This is a genomic window from [Actinomadura] parvosata subsp. kistnae (assembly GCF_900323885.1).
In the GTDB taxonomy this organism is placed as follows: Bacteria; Actinomycetota; Actinomycetes; order Streptosporangiales; family Streptosporangiaceae; genus Nonomuraea; species Nonomuraea composti.
This window is the reverse complement of sequence record NZ_OOHJ01000022.1, coordinates 1,268,859-1,284,887: the sequence shown is the minus strand read 5'-3', so window position 1 is coordinate 1,284,887 and position 16,029 is coordinate 1,268,859. Positions and strand designations below refer to the sequence as shown.

Here is a 16,029-nt window from a genome sequence, read left to right as displayed (position 1 = left end):
GAGAAAGCGGCCGGGTGTGTCAGTCGAGGCTGTGCCGGTCCTCCCTGATCGGCGCGGGGGTGGGCGCGTCCCGCACCAGGACGGGCTGGGCCAGGATCAGCGTCAGGTCATCCCCCTGGGGCGTGCCCGCGTCGCCCGTGTGGCGGCGCAGCAGGCCGAGGACCTCGCGCAGCGACTCCTCCAGCGTCGCCTGCGTCAGCGCCTCGTGCAGGTGCGCGTCGAACGGCAGCCCTGCGCCCTCGCCGTTGCGCGCCTCGGTCAGGCCGTCGGTGTAGAGGAGCAGGCGGTCAGAGTGCAGCAGCCGGACGCGCCACACGTACGGCTCGGGGAACAGGCCGAGCGGGCGGCACGGGCGGGGCGGGTGCAGCGCCCGCAGGCGGCTGTCCACGCGGACGGGCGCGGGATGACCGCAGTTGACCAGCAGCACCCCGCCCGGCACGAACTCGGCCAGCAGCACGGTCACGAAGTCCTCCGGCCCGAGGCCGGGGGAGATGCGGGCGTCGAGGTCGAGTGCCAGGGCGGCCAGGTCGGGCGCGGTGGCCGCGGTGCGCCGGAAGGCCGCCAGCACGGTGGCGCTGAGATGCGCGGCGTCGAGGCCGTGGCCCTTGACGTCGCCGATGATCAGGCGCAGGCCGGTCGGCGTGGCGACGGCGTCGTGCAGGTCGCCGCCGATGCGGCCGCCGTCGGCCGACGAACGGGTGTGCGCCGCCAGGCTGACCCCGCCCAGCTCGGGAGGGAGCGCCGGGATCATGGCCCACTCCGCGATGCGGGTCATGCGGGCCAGCTCGGCCCGGTGTCGGGCGTGGGTGCGGGCCGTCGCGTACGCCCACAGGCCGCCGGTGACCACGATCAGCGCCCGCACGAGGTGGTGTGGCAGGTCGGAGCCCTCGTCGAGCGCGGGCAGCGCCAGGGCCAGCGCCAGCGACGTGGCGGCGGCCACGACGGTGCCGCGTACGGTCAGCAACTGGGCCGCGACCATCGGCCCCGCCAGCAGCAACCCGGACAGCGAGACCGTGGCGTACGCGGCGTCCGCCAGGGCGACCAGCACCTCGGTCGCCAGCAGCGCGGGCAGCAACCGGCGCTGGTGCCTGGAGAGGATTTGCCGCGGGATGACGCCCCCTCGGGTGGTTGCGATCGCGAGTAGTCACCTTCTCACTTTTAGTGACGGTGCGGGAGCGATTCCGGCAAACTGTGGGGCAGGCCGAGTCCTGTGAGGTGACGATCATGCAAGTCAGCCAGTGGCAGGGAAACCTCCCCAGCGAGAGCACGAGACTGATCGGTCGCCGCGAGGAGGTGGACGGCGTCCGGGCGCTGCTGGGCCGGTCCCGGCTGGTGACGGTCACCGGCGTGGCCGGGGTCGGGAAGACCAGGATCGCCCTGCGGGCCGCCGCCGAGCTGCGGGCGGAGTTCGCCGACGGGGTGTGGCTGGTCGCGCTGTCGCCGCTGGTGGAGGGCAGCGCGTTGCCGTACGCGATCGCCGAGGCGCTGCCGCTGAGCGACCAGAGCGCCCGGCCGGTCACCGAGGTGCTGGCCGACTACCTCGCCGACCGGGAGCTCCTGCTCGTGCTCGACACCTGCGAGCACCTCACCCAGACGTGCGCGGCGGCGGCCAAGACGCTGCTCGCCGCGGCGCCGAAGCTCCGCGTCCTGGCCACCAGCCGCAGGCCGCTCGGCTGCGCCGAGGAGCGGGTCCTCGGCGTGGAGCCGCTGCCGGTGCCCGAGGGCGACGACTGGCAGGAGGGCGACGCGGTGGAGCTGCTCCTCGACCGCGCCGCCGCCACGGTGCCCGGCTTCGCGATCGACGAGCGCAACCGCGGCGCCCTCATGCGGGTGTGCCGGCGGCTCGAAGGGCTGCCGCTCGCCATCGAGCTGGCCGCCGCCCGGCTGCGCGAGCTGACCCCCGACCGGCTGGCCGAGCGGCTGGACGACCGCTTCACCGTGCTCGGCACGACCGAGCACCAGGTGTACGACGCCGACCCGCCCTGGCACCAGGCCCTGCGCACCGCGATCGGCTGGAGCCACCAGCTCTGCACCCCCGCCGAGCGGCTGCTGTGGGCGCGCGCCTCCGTCTTCGCCGGCAGCATCGACCCGGCCGCCGTCAAGCAGGTCTGCGCCGACGACCGGCTGCCGAGCTGGCAGATCCCGCAACTGCTCGAATCGCTCGCCGACAAGTCGATCCTCATCTGGGAGCCGACCGGGGCCGGCGACCGCTACCGGATGCTCGACACCATCCGCGAGTTCGGCGCCATCTGGCTGAAGGACCTCGGCCAGGACGAACGCGTCCGGCGCCGGCACCGCGACTACTACCTGGCGCTGGCCAGGGAGGGCGACGCCCAGTGGATGGGGCCCGACCAGTACGCCTGGTACGACCGCATGACCGCCGAGCACGACAACCTGCGCGCGGCCCTGCAGTTCGCCCTCGCGCGGCCCGAAGGGCACATCGCGATGGAGCTGGCCTCCGCCCTGTGGTTCTTCTGGTATCCCTGCGGCTTCCACAAGGAGGGGCAACACTACCTCGAACGGGCCCTGGCCCAGGACCGCCAGCCGTCGCCGGCCCGTACCAAGGCGTTGTGGGCCTGCAGCGTCATCATGCTGCTCCAGGGCGAAGCGGTGCGCGGGGCGGAGCTGGCGGCCGAGTGCTCGGCCCAGGCCGAGCGGCAGGGCGACGTCGAGGCGGCCGTCATGGCGCGCAGCGCCCACATGTCCGTGGCGGTCGTCACGGGCGACCACGCGCGCGTCGCCGAGCTGGCCCAGGGGCTGCTCGACGAGGCCGAGCACGACGTCCTGCTCTGCCCGACGCTGCTCTCACTGAACGCCTACAGCCTCACGTGCACCGCCACCGGCAGGCTCGACGAGGCCATCGCCGCGCTGGAACGGCTGCGCACGCTCTGCGACCGCAACGGCGAGCGCTGGCAGCGCGCCTACGCCGACGTCCTGCGCGCCCAGGCCGAGCTGGCGTACGGGCGGGCGTCGAAGGCGCTGGCGTACGCGCAGGCGGCGCTGGAGGTCAAGTGGCGGCTGAACGACAGCACCGGGATGGCGCTGGCCATCGACGTGCTCGCCCCCGCGGCCATGGCGGTGGGGCAGGAGGAGCGGGCCGCCCACATGCTCGGGCTGGCCCACCAGATCTGGGACGTCGTGGGCACGCAGCAGGCCGGCCTGCCCGCCCTCGTCGCCGTCCGGCGGGCCTGCGAGGAGCAGGTGCGCGGCGCCCTCGGCGACCGCGACTACACCCGAGCCTTCCAGGTGGGACGGCAGGCCGAGCTGGACGCCGGCGTCGCGTACGCGCTGGGCGGGCCCGTACCGGGCTGACGTGCTGGGTGAGGTCGGATCAGTCCCAGGCGGCGGGGTCGGAGGCGAGCTGGCGGATGCGCTCCGGCAGCGCGCCCGACGAGACCTGCTCGAGCGTGACCTCCTCCAGGATCGACCGCTCAGTGGCCCGCAACGCGATCCACACCTGCTGCAGAGACTCCGCCGGCCCCCGGTAGCCGACGTGCTCCGGCCGCTCGCCGCGCACGTTGGCCAGCGGGCCGTCCACGGCGCGGATCACGTCGGCCAGCGAGATGTCGGAAGCCGGCCGGGCCAGCACGTAGCCGCCCTCCGGCCCGCGCTGCCCGCGCACGAGCCCGGCGCGGCGCATCTGCAGCAGAATGTTCTCCAGGTATTTGGGCGGCATGTCCTGCTCCTTGGCGAGCTCGCCCACAGTAGTCGGGCCTGCACCGGCTGCGGCCAGTTCAGCGGCGGCTCGGAGGGCGTAGTCGACACGAGCGGATAGGCGCATGTTCTCGATTATCCCTCCTGGTCAACACTGGTTACGCGCAAGCCTGCCAGAATGAGCGCAAGATCCGTTTCCGTCGGGTGCGAAATCGGCGTTCACACCAGGCAGGAGACGGAGCGCTAAACTTCCAACAACCTTTTCGATTTGACGGTGGGATTCAGCGTGGAGCGACGCCCTGGTGTGCCCAGACTGCTCAGGGAGATCAACGACCGGGCCGCGCTGGAGCTGCTGCTGGCGACCGGCCCCATGACACGGGGGCAGATCGGCAACCTGACCGGTCTGTCCAAGGTCACGGCCTCCCAGACGCTGGCCAGGCTCGAAGAGCGCGGGCTCGTCGAAGTCGTCGGCACGCAGGCCGGCGGGCGCGGGCCCAACGCGGCCCTCTACTCCGTCATCCCCTCCAGCGCGTACGTCGCCGGACTCGAAGTCGGGCCCGACCTGATCTCCACAGCCGTCGCCGACATCCACGGCAACACCATCGCCGAGATCACCGTCGACCCCGACGGCCACGACGACCCCGTCCCCATCGTGCACGGCGCCATCGTCAAAGCGTGCCGCAGCGCCAAAATCAGCCTGTCCAAGCTGCGCGGCGTCGTCATCGGCACCCCCGGCGTCGTCGACCCGCGCAGCGGCGACATCCGCTTCTCCTTCGACCTGCCCGGCTGGCACGAAGGCATCCACCAAGCCCTCGCCGGAGACCTGCGCCGCCAGGTCACCATCGAGAACGACGTCAACCTCGCCGCCATCGCCGAACGCGCCGACGGAGCCGCCCAAGGAGTCGACGACTTCGTGCTCCTGTGGGCCAGCCGCGGGCTCGGGCTGGCCGTCACCCTCGGCGGCAAGCTGCACCGCGGCCGCTCCGGCAGCGCCGGCGAGATCGGCTACCTGCCCGTGCCCGGGGTGCCGCTGCCCGAAGACATCCGTACGCTGCCCGGGCGGCTGCCCTCCCTGGCCGGCGGGCTCCAGTCGCTCGTCAGCGCCGAAGCGGTGACCGAGCTGGCCCAGGGGTACGGCTTCGCCGCCGGGAGCGCCAGCGAATGCGTCAAGGTCGCCGTGGCGGCCGGGGCCGAAGGCGAGGCCCTGCTGGACGAGGTCGCGCGGCGGCTCGCCCTGGGGGTCGCGGCGGTGTGCGTCATCCTCGACCCCGGGCTCGTCGTGCTGGCCGGGGAGGTCGGGCACGCCGGCGGGGCGGCGCTGGCGTCCCGGGTGGAGGAGGCGGTGGCCCGCATCTGCCCGGTCCGGCCGCAGGTCGTCACCACGACGGTCACGGACAAGAACCCCGTGCTGCGCGGGGCCGTGCTGGCGGCCCTCGACCAGGCCCGCGAGGAACTGCTGACCCCCTGAGACTCTCCCGCCATACTCCGGCTGGGGTCCTTTTGGGGGAAGTGGAGGGAGGCACGCGCCTGGCGGCGCGGTGCCGCTGGGAACGGGAAGCCGCGCCGCGCGGCACAGCGTCGCCGGGAGCGGGAAGGCGCGCGTGGCGGCGCAGCGTCGGCGCACCGGCGGTGGAGCGTCGCCGGGCACGGGAAGGTGCGCGTGGCGGTGCAGCGTCGTCGGGCACTGAAGGCGCGTGGCGGCGCAGCGCCGGCGCGCCTGGCGGCCCGGTCTCAGGGGGAACGGGAGGGCGCCGCCTGGGTGCGCAGGGCTGCTACGCGTGGGGCGGTGCAGTGGCGCCGTGCGAGGGAAGCCGCGCGTGGCGGCGCAGCGCCGCTGGGAACGGGAAGGGGCGCGTTGCGGCGCAGCGCTGGTGCACCGGCTGTGCAGCGTCGCCGGGCACTGGAGGCGCGCGTGGCGGTGCGGTGCCGGCGTGCCGGGCGGTGCAGCGCCGCTGGCACCGGAAGGCGCGCTGGAAACGGGAGGCGTGCGGCGGCGCACGTGCGCGGGTGTTGGGCGGGAGAGGGTGCGCACGTGCGCCGAACCAAGCGTCGTCGTGTCAGGCGGTGAGGAGTTCGACGGCGGCCTGGGCGTTGGCGCGGGCGGCGCCGTACGTGGCGATGTAGGCGGCGCTCTCCGGGCGCCACACCGGCAGGCCCATTTCGATGACCGTCGTGTCCGGGCGGGCCGAGACCAGGGCGGTGACCAGGGCCTGGCTTTCGTGGTGGCGGTGGGCGTCCTTGACGACCACCACCAGGGAGCGGCCGGCGGCCTTGGCGAGGAGGGCGGGGGCGTCGGCGGTGGCGGGTTTGACGCGGACGATCTCGGCGTCCGGGAGCCAGGGGCCGACGCCCCACGGCACGTCGCCCACGGCGATGGTCGGCGGGGTGTCGACCTCGATGACGAGGGGCCGGACGAGGGGGGCGGCGGAGCCGGTGAGGCGGACGGCGCGGCGGGCGGCGTGCAGGCCGATGCCGTTCGGCTCGGCGGTGACCTGGGGTGGTGTGGCGGCCCAGGCGCGCAGGGCGGTGACGCGGGCGGCGGCCTCCTCCAGGCGGGCGGCGGGCAGGCGGTTCTCGCGGACGGCGGTGACGATCTCGGCGATGATGGCCTGGACGTCGTCGTAGGTGGGCAGCGGGCCGAGGCACAGCAGGTCGGAGCCGGCGGCGAGGGTGAGCACGGCGCCGCCGGCGAGGCCGACGCTCCTGGTGATGGCGTGCATGTCGAGCGCGTCGGTGATGACCACGCCGTCGTAGCCGAGCTCGCCCCTGAGGAGCCCGGTCAGGGCGGCGCCGGACAGGGTGGCGGGCGTGGGGCCCGTCACGGCGGGCACCGCGACGTGCGCGGTCATCACCGACTTGGCGCCGGCGCCGATGGCGGCGCGGAAGGGCGCCAGCTCGCGTTCCCGCAGGACGTCGAGGCCGACGTCGACGACGGGGACGGCGAGGTGGGAGTCCACGCGGGTGGCGCCGTGGCCGGGGAAGTGCTTGACGCAGGCGGCGACGCGGACGGACTGGAGGCCTTCGACGGCGGCGACGGTGTGCCGGGCGACCAGGCCGGGCTCGGCGCCGAAGGATCGGGTGCCGATGACGGGGTTGTCGGCCTCGGTGTTGACGTCGGCGCTGGGCGCCATGTCGAGGTTGATGCCGCAGGCGGCCAGCTCGGAGCCGATGGCCCGGTAGACGTTGCGGGTGAGATCGACGTCGTCGACGGCTCCCAGCGCCGCGTTCCCGGGGTACGGGCTGCCGACGTGGTAGGCGAGCCGCGTCACGTCCCCGCCTTCCTCGTCGAGCGAGATGACGGGCTCACCGGCTCCCCTCAGCGCGGTGGTCAGGCGGAGCACCTGGGCGGGGTCGGCCACGTTGAAGCCGAAGAGCGTCACGCCGCCGAGGCCGTGCTCCAGCTCGCGCAGCACCCAGTCGGGCGCCGTGGTGCCCTGGAAGGCGACGAGCAGTGTGCCGGCCGCGAGTCGGCGCAGCCCCCGATCACTCTGACTCATGGCTCCTCATCGTTGTCAAGGCATGGTGGAGTACGGTGCCGGGCGGCACCGTACGCGGGAGGTCGTCAGCCCTTCACGGCGCCGGCGGTGAGGCCGGCGACCATGCGGCGTTGCACCAGCAGGAAGAAGATGACGACGGGGACGGTCATCAGCGTCGAGCCGGCCATGATGGCGCCCCAGTCGACGCCCTTCTGCCCGAAGAAGTACTGCAGGGCGACGGGCATCGTGTATCCCTCGCTCCCCGACATGAGGTACAGGGCGAAGACGAGGTCGTTCCAGGCGGTGATGAACGAGAAGATGCTGGTGGCCACGAGCCCGGGCGCGACCAGCGGGAAGAGCACCTTCCAGAAGGTCGTCATGCGCCCGGCCCCGTCGATCCAGGCGGCCTCTTCCAGCGTCTTGGGCACGGCGGCGACGAACGTGCGCAGCATCCACACGGCGAACGGCAGCGTCAGCGCGACCTGGGTGATGATGAGGCCGATGAGCTGGTCGCCCAGCCCGACCCGCTTGACCATCATGTAGAGCGGGATGAGCAGGCCCTCGGCCGGCAGCATCTGCACGACGAGCAGCAGGATCAGGAACGTCGTGCGTCCTTTGAACCGGAAGCGGGCGATGGCGGTGGCCGACAGCAGCGCGAACGCCGAGCCGATGAGCACGGTGCCGAGCGCCACGATGGCGCTGTTGCGCATGTAGAGCCAGATCGAGTTGTTCGCCACGCCTTCGGTGAGCACCCGCGCGAAGTGGTCGAAGGTGAAGTGTGTGGGGAACGGGATGAAGTCCGTGGTGAAGATCTGGTCGTTCTCCTTGAAGCCGGTGGAGATCATCCAGTACACGGGGAAGACCGCGTACAGGAAGACCAGGACGCCGGCCGCGTTCAGGAGGACCTTGCCGAGTCTCTTGCGGGCGAGGGGGGTCACATCTCCTCCTGCTTCACGATCTGCCTGACGTACACGACGGTGATGATCAGCAGGATGATCGTCAGCACGACGGAGATGGCCGCGCCGGTGCCGAGCTTCTGCGGCGGTTTGAAGGCCTCGGCGACGGCGTACATCGACAGGTTGAAGCCGTCACGGTTGGTGGGGCCGTTCATGAGCACGTACAGCTGGCTGAAGCACTTGAAGTCCCAGATGATCGACAGGACCGTCAGCACGGCGAAGACCGGCTTCAGCATGGGCAGGGTGATCTTCCTGAACGTGTGCCACGCGCCGGAGCCGTCGACCTTGGCGGCCTCGTACAGCTCGGCGGGGATGCCCTTGAGGCCGGCCAGCACCGAGACCGCGATGAACGGGAAGCCCGCCCACACCACACACACGGTCAGCGCGATGTAGAGGGGGATGGTGTCGTTGAGCCAGGGGGTGCCGGTCCAGCTCTCCTGGCCGGCGGGCGGGGCGGCGAGCCAGTCGGGCAGCAGGTTGAGCGCCCAGTTGACGATGCCGGACTCGGCGTCGAAGAGGGAGCGCCAGATGACGCCCTGCGCGACGGGGGGCACGGCCCAGGCGAACATGCAGCCGATGACCACGAACAGCGACATCTTCTTGCCGAGCTTGTTCAGCAGCACGCCCACGGCGGTGCCGACGATCAGCGTGAGGCTGACGGCGACGGCGGCGAAGGCCACGGTGTTGCGCAGCGCCGACCAGAAGATCTCGTTGTCGAGGATCTTCTGGAAGTTCTCCGTGCCCACCCATTCGGCCGGCCTGGTGCCCCTGATCTGCGCCAGGCCGACCTTCTGGAAGGCCATGACGGCGAGCTGGAACATCGGGTACAGCAGGAGGCCCGCGATGACGAGCAGGCCGGGGACGAGCAGGAGGTACGGGATGCTCCAGTTCGGCATCCCGCTGGGGCGCGCGGCCCGGCCGCTCTTGTTGCGCCGGTGCCCCGGGGCGGGGGAGGAGCCTGCGCCCCGGGCGACCGTTGAGGTGTTGGCCATCGCTACTGGTTCAGGATCTCTTCGAGTTCCTTGTTGGCGTCGGCGAGGGCGGTGTTGGCGTCCTTCTTGCCCTCGATGACGGCGCGGGCCGCGTTCTGCAGCACGGCCTTGGTGGCGTCGGCCTCGGACCAGTTGGGGTCGGCGGGGAAGGCCCTGGCCTTGGCGAAGGCCTGGGCGAACGCGCCCTGCGCCGGGTCCTCGTTCATCGACTGGAGGGTGTCGGGGTAGACGGGCAGCAGGCCGCCTTCCTTGGCGTACCGGTCGGCCCAGGTCTTGCTGGTGGCCAGCTTGATGTACTCCTTGCCCAGCTCGGCCTGCTGGGTGGTGCCCCACAGCGCGATGTCGTTGCCGCCGAAGAAGGAGGCGGCGACGCCGCCGGTCTTGGCGGGCAGCGGGAAGAAGCCGAGCTTGTCGCCCTTCAGCTTGCCCTTGGAGTCCTCCTCGATGCCGGCCAGGTCCCAGGCGGCGGTGAGGTACATCGCGACCTTGTCGTTGGCGAAGCGCTTGCGGATGTCCACGGTGTTGAGCGTCAGGTTCGCCTTGCTGGACAGGCCGTCCTGGACGAGGCCGGTGTAGGTGGCGAAGCCCTTCTGGAAGCCGGGCTCGGTGAGCTTGCCGACCCACTTGTCGCCTTCCTTGACGGCGTAGTCGCCGCCTTCGGACCAGGCGAACGCGGCCAGCAGGTGGTTGGCGTCGGAGCCGCCGTTGAAGGCGAAGCCGTCCACGCCCTTCTTCTCGGCCTGGATCTTCTTGGCGGCGGCGACGAGCTCGTCCCAGGTCTTCGGGACCTCGATCTTGAGGTCTTCGAACCAGTCCTTGCGGTAGAGCACCGCGCGGGCCCCCGCGCCCCACGGCACCGCGTAGATCTCGTTGTCCACGGTCTCGTAGCCGTAGAGGTTCTGGGGGATCTGCGCCCGGTCGCCCTCGCGGGCGATGTCGGTGATGGGCGTGAGCGCGTCCTGGCTCTGCCACATCGGCACCTGGTCGTTGCCGATCTCGGTCACGTCCGGGCCGGTGCCGGTGGCGGCGGCGGCGAACTTGTCCGCGACCTGCGGCCACGGGATCCACTCCAGCTTGACCTGCGCGCCGGTCTGCTTGGTGAACTCGGCGTTCAGCTCCTCCATGTACTTGGCCGCGGCCGGGTTGCTGTCGCCGAGCCGCCACACGCTGAGCGTCTTGCCCGCGTACTTGGGGCCGGAGGCGGCGGCGCCGCTGGGTGAGGACGTGGGGGGTTGTTCGCCAGAGCCACCGGAGCCACAGGCTGCCAGGCCCAGGGCCAGGGCGGCCGCGGTGACCGTGGTGGCTGTGATCTTCGCGATCCTCACAGGGTTCTCCCTTCCCGGGTGCCGGCCTACGGTCCGCACCAGGCTGATCGTCAAATCCGAACGATGCTGGTAAACTAACAAGAAACTTTCTTAAAAGAAACGCTCGTTAGCCGATCGTGACGAGAAGGGTGCGCCGATGAGCCGAGACCCGGGAACCCCCCGGTTGCTACGCCGGCTGAACGACCGCGCGGCACTCGAACTGCTCCTCGGGAACGGCCCTCTCACCCGTGCCGAGCTCGGTGAGCGGACCGGGCTCTCCAAGGTAACCGCAGGTCAGCTCCTCGCGCGCCTGGAGGAGCGGGGGCTCGTGGAGGTCGCAGGCGAGCGCGCCGGAGGCAGGGGGCCGCACGCCGCCCTGTACGCCGTGGTCCCGTCGAGCGCGTACGTCGCCGGGCTGGAGGTGCTGCCCGAAAGCCTCACGGTGGGTGTGGCGGACATCACAGGCAGGGTCGTGGTCGAGATCACCGTCAATCCCTCCGACGGTCGCGATCCGGTCAAGGCGGTGCACGCCGCCGTCCAGCGGGCGTGCGACGCCGCCAACGTCAGCCTGTCGCAACTGCGGGCGTTCGTCATCGGTACGAGAGGCGTCGTCGACCCCGCCACCGGCGACGTGCGCATCTCGGTGGACCTGCCCGCCTGGCACGTCGGCGTGCTGGCCAGCCTGCGCGAGACGCTGGGCGCCTCCGTGACCATCGAGAACGACGTCAACCTCGTCGCCCTGGCCGAGCACCGGCACGGCGCCGCCGTCGGCCACGACGACTTCGTGGTCATCTGGGCCGGCGTCGGCCAGGGGCTCGGCGTCATGCTCGGCGGCCGGCTGCACCGGGGCATCACCGGCGGCGCCGGCGAGATCGGCTGGCTGCCCGTCCCGGGCGAGCCGCTGCCGTCCGACGTCACGAGGCCGCAGACGGGCTCCTTCCAGCGCCTGGTGGGGCACGACGCCCTGCGCGGGCTGGCCGACGAGCGCGGCGTGAGCGGCCACACGGTGCCCGACCTGGTACGCGGCGGCGACGAGGCGTACCTGGACGCCGTGGCGGCCCGGCTGGCCCTGGGCGCCGCCGCCGTCACCGTCGTGCTCGACCCCGGCCTCATCGTGCTCAGCGGCGACATCGGCAGGGCGGGTGGCGAGCGCCTGGCGGCGAAGGTGCAGGAGGCCGTGGCCCGCGTGTGCCCGAGCCGGCCCACCGTCGTCACCACCAGGGTCGCGGGCAACCCCGTGCTGCGCGGCGCCCTGGTGGCCGCGCTGGAACAGGCCCGGGAGCAGGTCTTCTCCGACACTGTGTGAGAATTCTTGCCCATGTGGCAGTCCCCGAACGAAGTCGTGCTGATCTCGGACCCGCGCGTGACCTCGATCCCGGTGCAGGAGAGCGGCGAACCGCTCGCGGACGTGCGCGGGCGGCTGCGCGTGGACCCGCGCATGGCGGATGAGCAGGGCGCCTACGCGCACCTGCGGGCCGGGGTGCTCCAGCGCCTGGAGCACGCGGAGAGCCTGTTGCCCGACGGCTATCACCTGCTGATCGTCGAGGGCTACCGGCCCGTCGCGACCCAGCGCAGGATCTTCGACGAGTACCGTGCCACGCTGACCGGCCTGACGCCCGAGGAGTCGTACGTGGCCGCCAGCCGTTACGTCTCCCCGGTCGAGGTGGCCCCGCACACCGCCGGCGCCGCCGTGGACCTGACGCTGTGCGCCCCCGACGGCACCGAGTACGACATGGGCACCGAGGTCAACGACAACCCGGAGCAGAGCGACGGCGCCTGCTACACCGCCGCCCCGAACATCTCCGACGACGCCCGCGCCCACCGCAAGCTGCTCGCCGCCGCCCTGGAGCCCGCCGGCCTGGTCAACTACCCGACGGAGTGGTGGCACTGGTCGTACGGCGACCGCTACTGGGCGATGGTCACCCGCGCCCCGGAGGCACTCTACGGACCCGTGGAGTTCACCCTCTGACAACCGGGTTTTCCGGGGGGTGAGGTAGGGGCACAACTCCCTACGGAGGGTTGGACTCCCCAACGAGGTGTGGGCATGGTTCCGCTCATCGGGATCGAGGAGGAGTACCTCATCGTCGATCCCCGCACCCGCCACGTGACTCCCCGGGCGGCCGAGGTGCTGGCCGCCGCGACGGACATGCTGGACGTGGTTCACGAAATCACCCGATTCCAGGTGGAGGCCCGCACGCCGCCCTCCGCCGACCTGAGCGAGCTCGGCTCGCAACTGCGTGCCGCGCGCAAGGAGGTGGCGGGCGCGGCCCGCTCGTGCGGCCTGGCCGTCGTCGCCAGCGGCATCCCCGTCCTCGGCAACGTCATGCCGCCGCCGCTCACCGACGACGTCCGCTACCACCAGGGCCGCACGCTCTACCGCGCGCTGCAGGACGAGATCAGCATCTGCGCCCTGCACGTGCACGTCGACGTGCCCGACCCCGAGCACGCCGTCTACGTGGGCAACCACCTGCGGCCCTGGCTGCCGACGCTCATCGCGCTGGCCGCCAACTCGCCGTTCTTCGTGGGCCGTGACACCGGCTACGCCTCCTGGAGGGTGATCAGCTGGGGCCGGTGGCCGGTCTCCGGCGCGCCGCCGTACTTCCCGTCGTACGGGGCGTACGAGCTGGCCCTGCGGGCGCTGGGCGAGTCGGGCGTGCTGCTCGACCCCAAGACCGTCTACTGGGACACCCGGCCGTCGCCCCGCCTGCCCACCGTGGAGATCAGGGTGGCCGACGTGCCGCTCGACGTGGCCGACAGCCTCACCCTGATCGGGCTCATCCGCGCGCTGGTCGTCACCGCGCTGGGGGCCGTCGCGCGCGGCGACCGCGGGCTGCCCGTTCCGGCCGAGGTGCTGCGCGCCGCCTACTGGCGGGCCGCCCGCGACGGGTTGCAGGGCGACAGCCTCGACGTCCGGCACGGCACGCTCGTGCCGGCGGCGGTGCTGGCCGGGCGCCTCCTGGAGCACGTACGCCCGGCGCTGGCCGAGGCCGGCGACCTGACGTTCATCCAGGAGGGCCTCGACCGGCTGCTGCGCTCGGGCTCGGGGGCGATGCGGCAGCGGCGCGCGTACGCGAAGGCGAACGCCCTCGAAGAGGTGGTGGACGACCTCATCGAGGCGACCGTCGCCTAGTGCAGGGCGAGCGCGACGGCCACCCCCAGGCCGAACGCGACGACCACGCCCCGCAGCACCTTGGCGGGCATGAGCTTGGCCAGGCGGGTGCCGAGGAAGCCGCCCACCAGGCTGGCCGGCGCGATCACCGCCGCGGCCGTCCACTCCACGGGGCCGAACAGGGAGAACGCGACGACCGAGACTGAGCTGACGACCAGCGACAGCACGGCCCGCACGGCGTTGACCCGGTGCAGGTTGTCGTGCAGGAACAGGCCGAGCACGGTCAGCAGCACCACGCCCATGCCGCCGTTGAAGTAGGCGCCGTAACAGCCGCCGAGGAACACCCCGGCGTACACCATCCGGCTGGTCCGGCCATCGGCCTCGCCGCCGATGAGCTTGCGCAGCCACGGCTGCGCCAGCAGGGCGAGGCTGGCGAAGGCCACCAGCCACGGCACCATCGACTCGAACAGCTTGCCCGGCGTGAGCAGCAGCAGCGAGCTGCCCGCGCAGGCCCCCAGCACCGCCGCGACCGACAGCAGGACGGCCCGGCGCCTCTGCCCTTTCAGCTCGGCCCGGTAGCCGAGCACACCCCCCAGATAGCCGGGCCACAGCGCCACCGCGTTCGTGACGGTGGCGGTCAGGCCCGGGTAACCCAGCGCCAGGAGGGCGGGGAACGAGATCAGCGTCCCCCCGCCCGCCAGGGCGTTCACCACACCGGCCAGCAGGCCGGCACCGACCAGGAAGAGCAGGTCGGTCATCGGCCGGCGGCGTAGCCCTGGGCGCCACGCGGGTTGGCGGCGGCCTTGAGGAACGCGCCGTCACGGGCGACCGCGCTCAGCCGGCCCAGCGACCACGGGCCCTGCACCTCGACCTCGTGCCCGCGCCGGCGCAGCTCCGCCACCACGCCTTCCCCGATGCGGTCCTCGACGTGCATGACGCCGGGGCGGGAGCCGCGCGGGAAGAACGAGCTGGGGAAGTGCTCGGAGTGGAACATGGGGGCGTCGATGGCCTCCTGGAGGTTCAGCTTGCCGTGGACGAGCGCGAGGAAGAAGTTCAGGCTCCACTGGTCCTGCTGGTCGCCGCCGGGGGTGCCGAACGCCAGCCACGGCTTGCCGTCCCTGAGCGCGAACGACGGCGACAGCGTCGTACGCGGGCGCGCGCCGGGCCGCAGCGCGGTGGCGACTCCCTCCTGCAGCCAGAACATCTGGGCCCGGGTGCCCAGGCAGAAGCCCAGCTTCGGGATGGTGGGGGAGCTCTGCAGCCAGCCGCCGCTGGGCGTGGCCGACACCATGTTGCCGAAGCGGTCCACGACGTCCACGTGGCAGGTGTCGCCCTTGACCATGCCGTCCTTGGCGACCGTGGGCTCGCCGACGCCCTGGGGCTTGCGCGCGCCGGACAGGCCGGGCGCGTCGCTCGCGGTGCCAGGGTCGGGGAAGACGGGCAGCCTGGGCGCCCGGCCGCCGGGCGATCCCGGCCGCAGCTCCAGGCTGGCCCGGTCGCCGATCAGGGTGCGCCGCTCGGCGTTGTAGGCCGGGCTCAGCAGGTCGGCCATGGGCACGTCGGTGTCGCCGTACCAGGCCTCGCGGTCGGCGAAGGCCAGCTTGGCGGCCTCCGTCACCGTGTGCAGGTAGTCGGCGCCGAGGAAGTCCATCCCGTCCAGGTCGAAGCCGTCGAGCAGGGCGAGCTGCTGCAGGAACGCCGGCCCCTGGCCCCACGGCCCCGTCTTGGCCACCGTGTAGCCGCGGTAGTCGAAGGTCAGCGGCTCCTCCACCGACGCCGACCAGCCGGCCAGGTCGTCGCCCGTGAGCAGGCCGCCGTGCACCTCGCCCGAGCTGTCGCGCCACGCCGTCGTCGCGCTGAACTCGGCGATCGCCTCGGCGACGAAGCCCTCGTACCACGCCTTCCTGGCGGCGGCGAGCTGGCCCTCGCGGGTGCTCGACGCGGCCTCGGCCTCGGCGACCAGCCGCCGGTAGGTGGCGGCCAGCACCGGGTTGGCCAGCTTGGAGCCCGGCTTCGGAACGTTCCCGCCCGGCAGCCACGTGGCCGCCGACGTGGGCCAGTCCTGCCGGAACAGCTCCTCGACCGAGCCGATCGTGCCCGAGATGCGCTCCAGCACCGGCACGCCGTGCTCGGCGTAGTGGATCGCCGGGGCCAGCACGTCGGCCAGCGACCAGGTGCCCCAGCGCTCCAGCATGAGCATCCAGCCGCCGAACGCCCCCGGCACGGTCGCCGCGAGCAGGCCGGTGCCGGGCACGACGTCCAGGCCGAGCCCGGCGAAGCGCTCGATGGTGGCCGCGGCGGGCGCCACGCCCTGCCCGCACACCACCGACACCTTCTGCTCGGCCTCGCTCCACAACAGGATCGGCACCTCGCCGCCGGGGCCGTTCAGATGCGGCTCCGCGACCTGCAGCACGAACCCGGCGGCCACCGCCGCGTCGAACGCGTTGCCGCCGCGCTCCAGGACGCCCATGCCGGTGGCGGAGGCCAGCCAGTGCGTGCTGGCGACCATGCCGAAGTCGCCCGACAGCTCGGGCCTGG

13 protein-coding genes are annotated in these 16,029 nt (G+C 72.5%); 5 read left to right on the top strand and 8 right to left on the bottom strand.

Features of this window, described 5'->3' with window-relative positions; all coding sequences use genetic code 11:
• Window positions 1–19 precede the first annotated feature (19 nt).
• Window positions 20–1,075 (bottom strand): PP2C family protein-serine/threonine phosphatase, encoded by a 1,056-nt coding sequence (locus KIS93_RS48565; protein WP_080042044.1) that lies wholly within the window; start codon window positions 1,073–1,075, stop codon window positions 20–22.
• Window positions 1,076–1,224: 149 nt separating this feature from the next.
• Between KIS93_RS48565 and KIS93_RS48560 the strand changes: the two genes are divergently transcribed.
• Complete coding sequence (locus tag KIS93_RS48560; protein ID WP_155128402.1) at window positions 1,225–3,312, top strand: ATP-binding protein; 2,088 nt, start codon at window positions 1,225–1,227, stop codon at window positions 3,310–3,312.
• Window positions 3,313–3,331: 19 nt separating this feature from the next.
• Here KIS93_RS48560 and KIS93_RS48555 read toward each other — a convergent pair whose 3' ends face one another.
• Window positions 3,332–3,781: an RrF2 family transcriptional regulator gene (locus KIS93_RS48555; protein ID WP_080042042.1), complete on the bottom strand. Its 450-nt coding sequence runs from the start codon at window positions 3,779–3,781 to the stop codon at window positions 3,332–3,334.
• 159 nt (window positions 3,782–3,940) lie between these two features.
• Between KIS93_RS48555 and KIS93_RS48550 the strand changes: the two genes are divergently transcribed.
• A complete protein-coding gene (locus KIS93_RS48550) occupies window positions 3,941–5,122 on the top strand; it encodes an ROK family transcriptional regulator (protein WP_080047143.1) in 1,182 nt (393 codons plus the stop codon).
• A 589-nt stretch (window positions 5,123–5,711) separates the two neighbouring features.
• Here KIS93_RS48550 and KIS93_RS48545 read toward each other — a convergent pair.
• From KIS93_RS48545 to KIS93_RS48530, 4 genes are all read right to left on the bottom strand, one after another.
• Window positions 5,712–7,151: a glycoside hydrolase family 3 protein gene (locus tag KIS93_RS48545; RefSeq protein WP_080042041.1), complete on the bottom strand. Its 1,440-nt coding sequence runs from the start codon at window positions 7,149–7,151 to the stop codon at window positions 5,712–5,714.
• 65 nt (window positions 7,152–7,216) lie between these two features.
• Entirely contained in the window at window positions 7,217–8,068 is an 852-nt protein-coding gene (locus tag KIS93_RS48540; RefSeq protein ID WP_080042040.1) for a carbohydrate ABC transporter permease, read from the bottom strand.
• Complete coding sequence (locus KIS93_RS48535; protein ID WP_168021660.1) at window positions 8,065–9,078, bottom strand: carbohydrate ABC transporter permease; 1,014 nt, start codon at window positions 9,076–9,078, stop codon at window positions 8,065–8,067. Before KIS93_RS48535 ends, KIS93_RS48540 begins: the two co-directional genes overlap by 4 nt.
• A gap of 2 nt (window positions 9,079–9,080) precedes the next feature.
• Window positions 9,081–10,403 (bottom strand): sugar ABC transporter substrate-binding protein, encoded by a 1,323-nt coding sequence (locus KIS93_RS48530; RefSeq protein WP_080042039.1) that lies wholly within the window; start codon window positions 10,401–10,403, stop codon window positions 9,081–9,083.
• 136 nt (window positions 10,404–10,539) lie between these two features.
• On the opposite strand from KIS93_RS48530, the gene KIS93_RS48525 reads away from it, so the two are divergent.
• The 3 genes from KIS93_RS48525 (at window position 10,540) to KIS93_RS48515 (ending at window position 13,512) form a co-directional block, all read left to right on the top strand.
• Complete coding sequence (locus KIS93_RS48525) at window positions 10,540–11,688, top strand: ROK family transcriptional regulator (protein ID WP_080042038.1); 1,149 nt, start codon at window positions 10,540–10,542, stop codon at window positions 11,686–11,688.
• Window positions 11,689–11,700: 12 nt separating this feature from the next.
• Complete coding sequence (locus KIS93_RS48520; RefSeq protein ID WP_080042037.1) at window positions 11,701–12,351, top strand: M15 family metallopeptidase; 651 nt, start codon at window positions 11,701–11,703, stop codon at window positions 12,349–12,351.
• A gap of 75 nt (window positions 12,352–12,426) precedes the next feature.
• Window positions 12,427–13,512, top strand: coding sequence for a carboxylate-amine ligase (locus tag KIS93_RS48515; RefSeq protein WP_080042036.1), 1,086 nt, complete (start codon window positions 12,427–12,429; stop codon window positions 13,510–13,512).
• On the opposite strand, the gene KIS93_RS48510 is transcribed toward KIS93_RS48515, so the two are convergent.
• Complete coding sequence (locus KIS93_RS48510) at window positions 13,509–14,249, bottom strand: sulfite exporter TauE/SafE family protein (RefSeq protein ID WP_186404857.1); 741 nt, start codon at window positions 14,247–14,249, stop codon at window positions 13,509–13,511. The genes KIS93_RS48515 and KIS93_RS48510 overlap by 4 nt on opposite strands.
• Window positions 14,246–16,000: a gamma-glutamyltransferase family protein gene (locus KIS93_RS48505; protein ID WP_222107950.1), complete on the bottom strand. Its 1,755-nt coding sequence runs from the start codon at window positions 15,998–16,000 to the stop codon at window positions 14,246–14,248. The genes KIS93_RS48510 and KIS93_RS48505 overlap by 4 nt, the downstream gene beginning before the upstream one ends.
• Window positions 16,001–16,029: the final 29 nt, after the last annotated feature.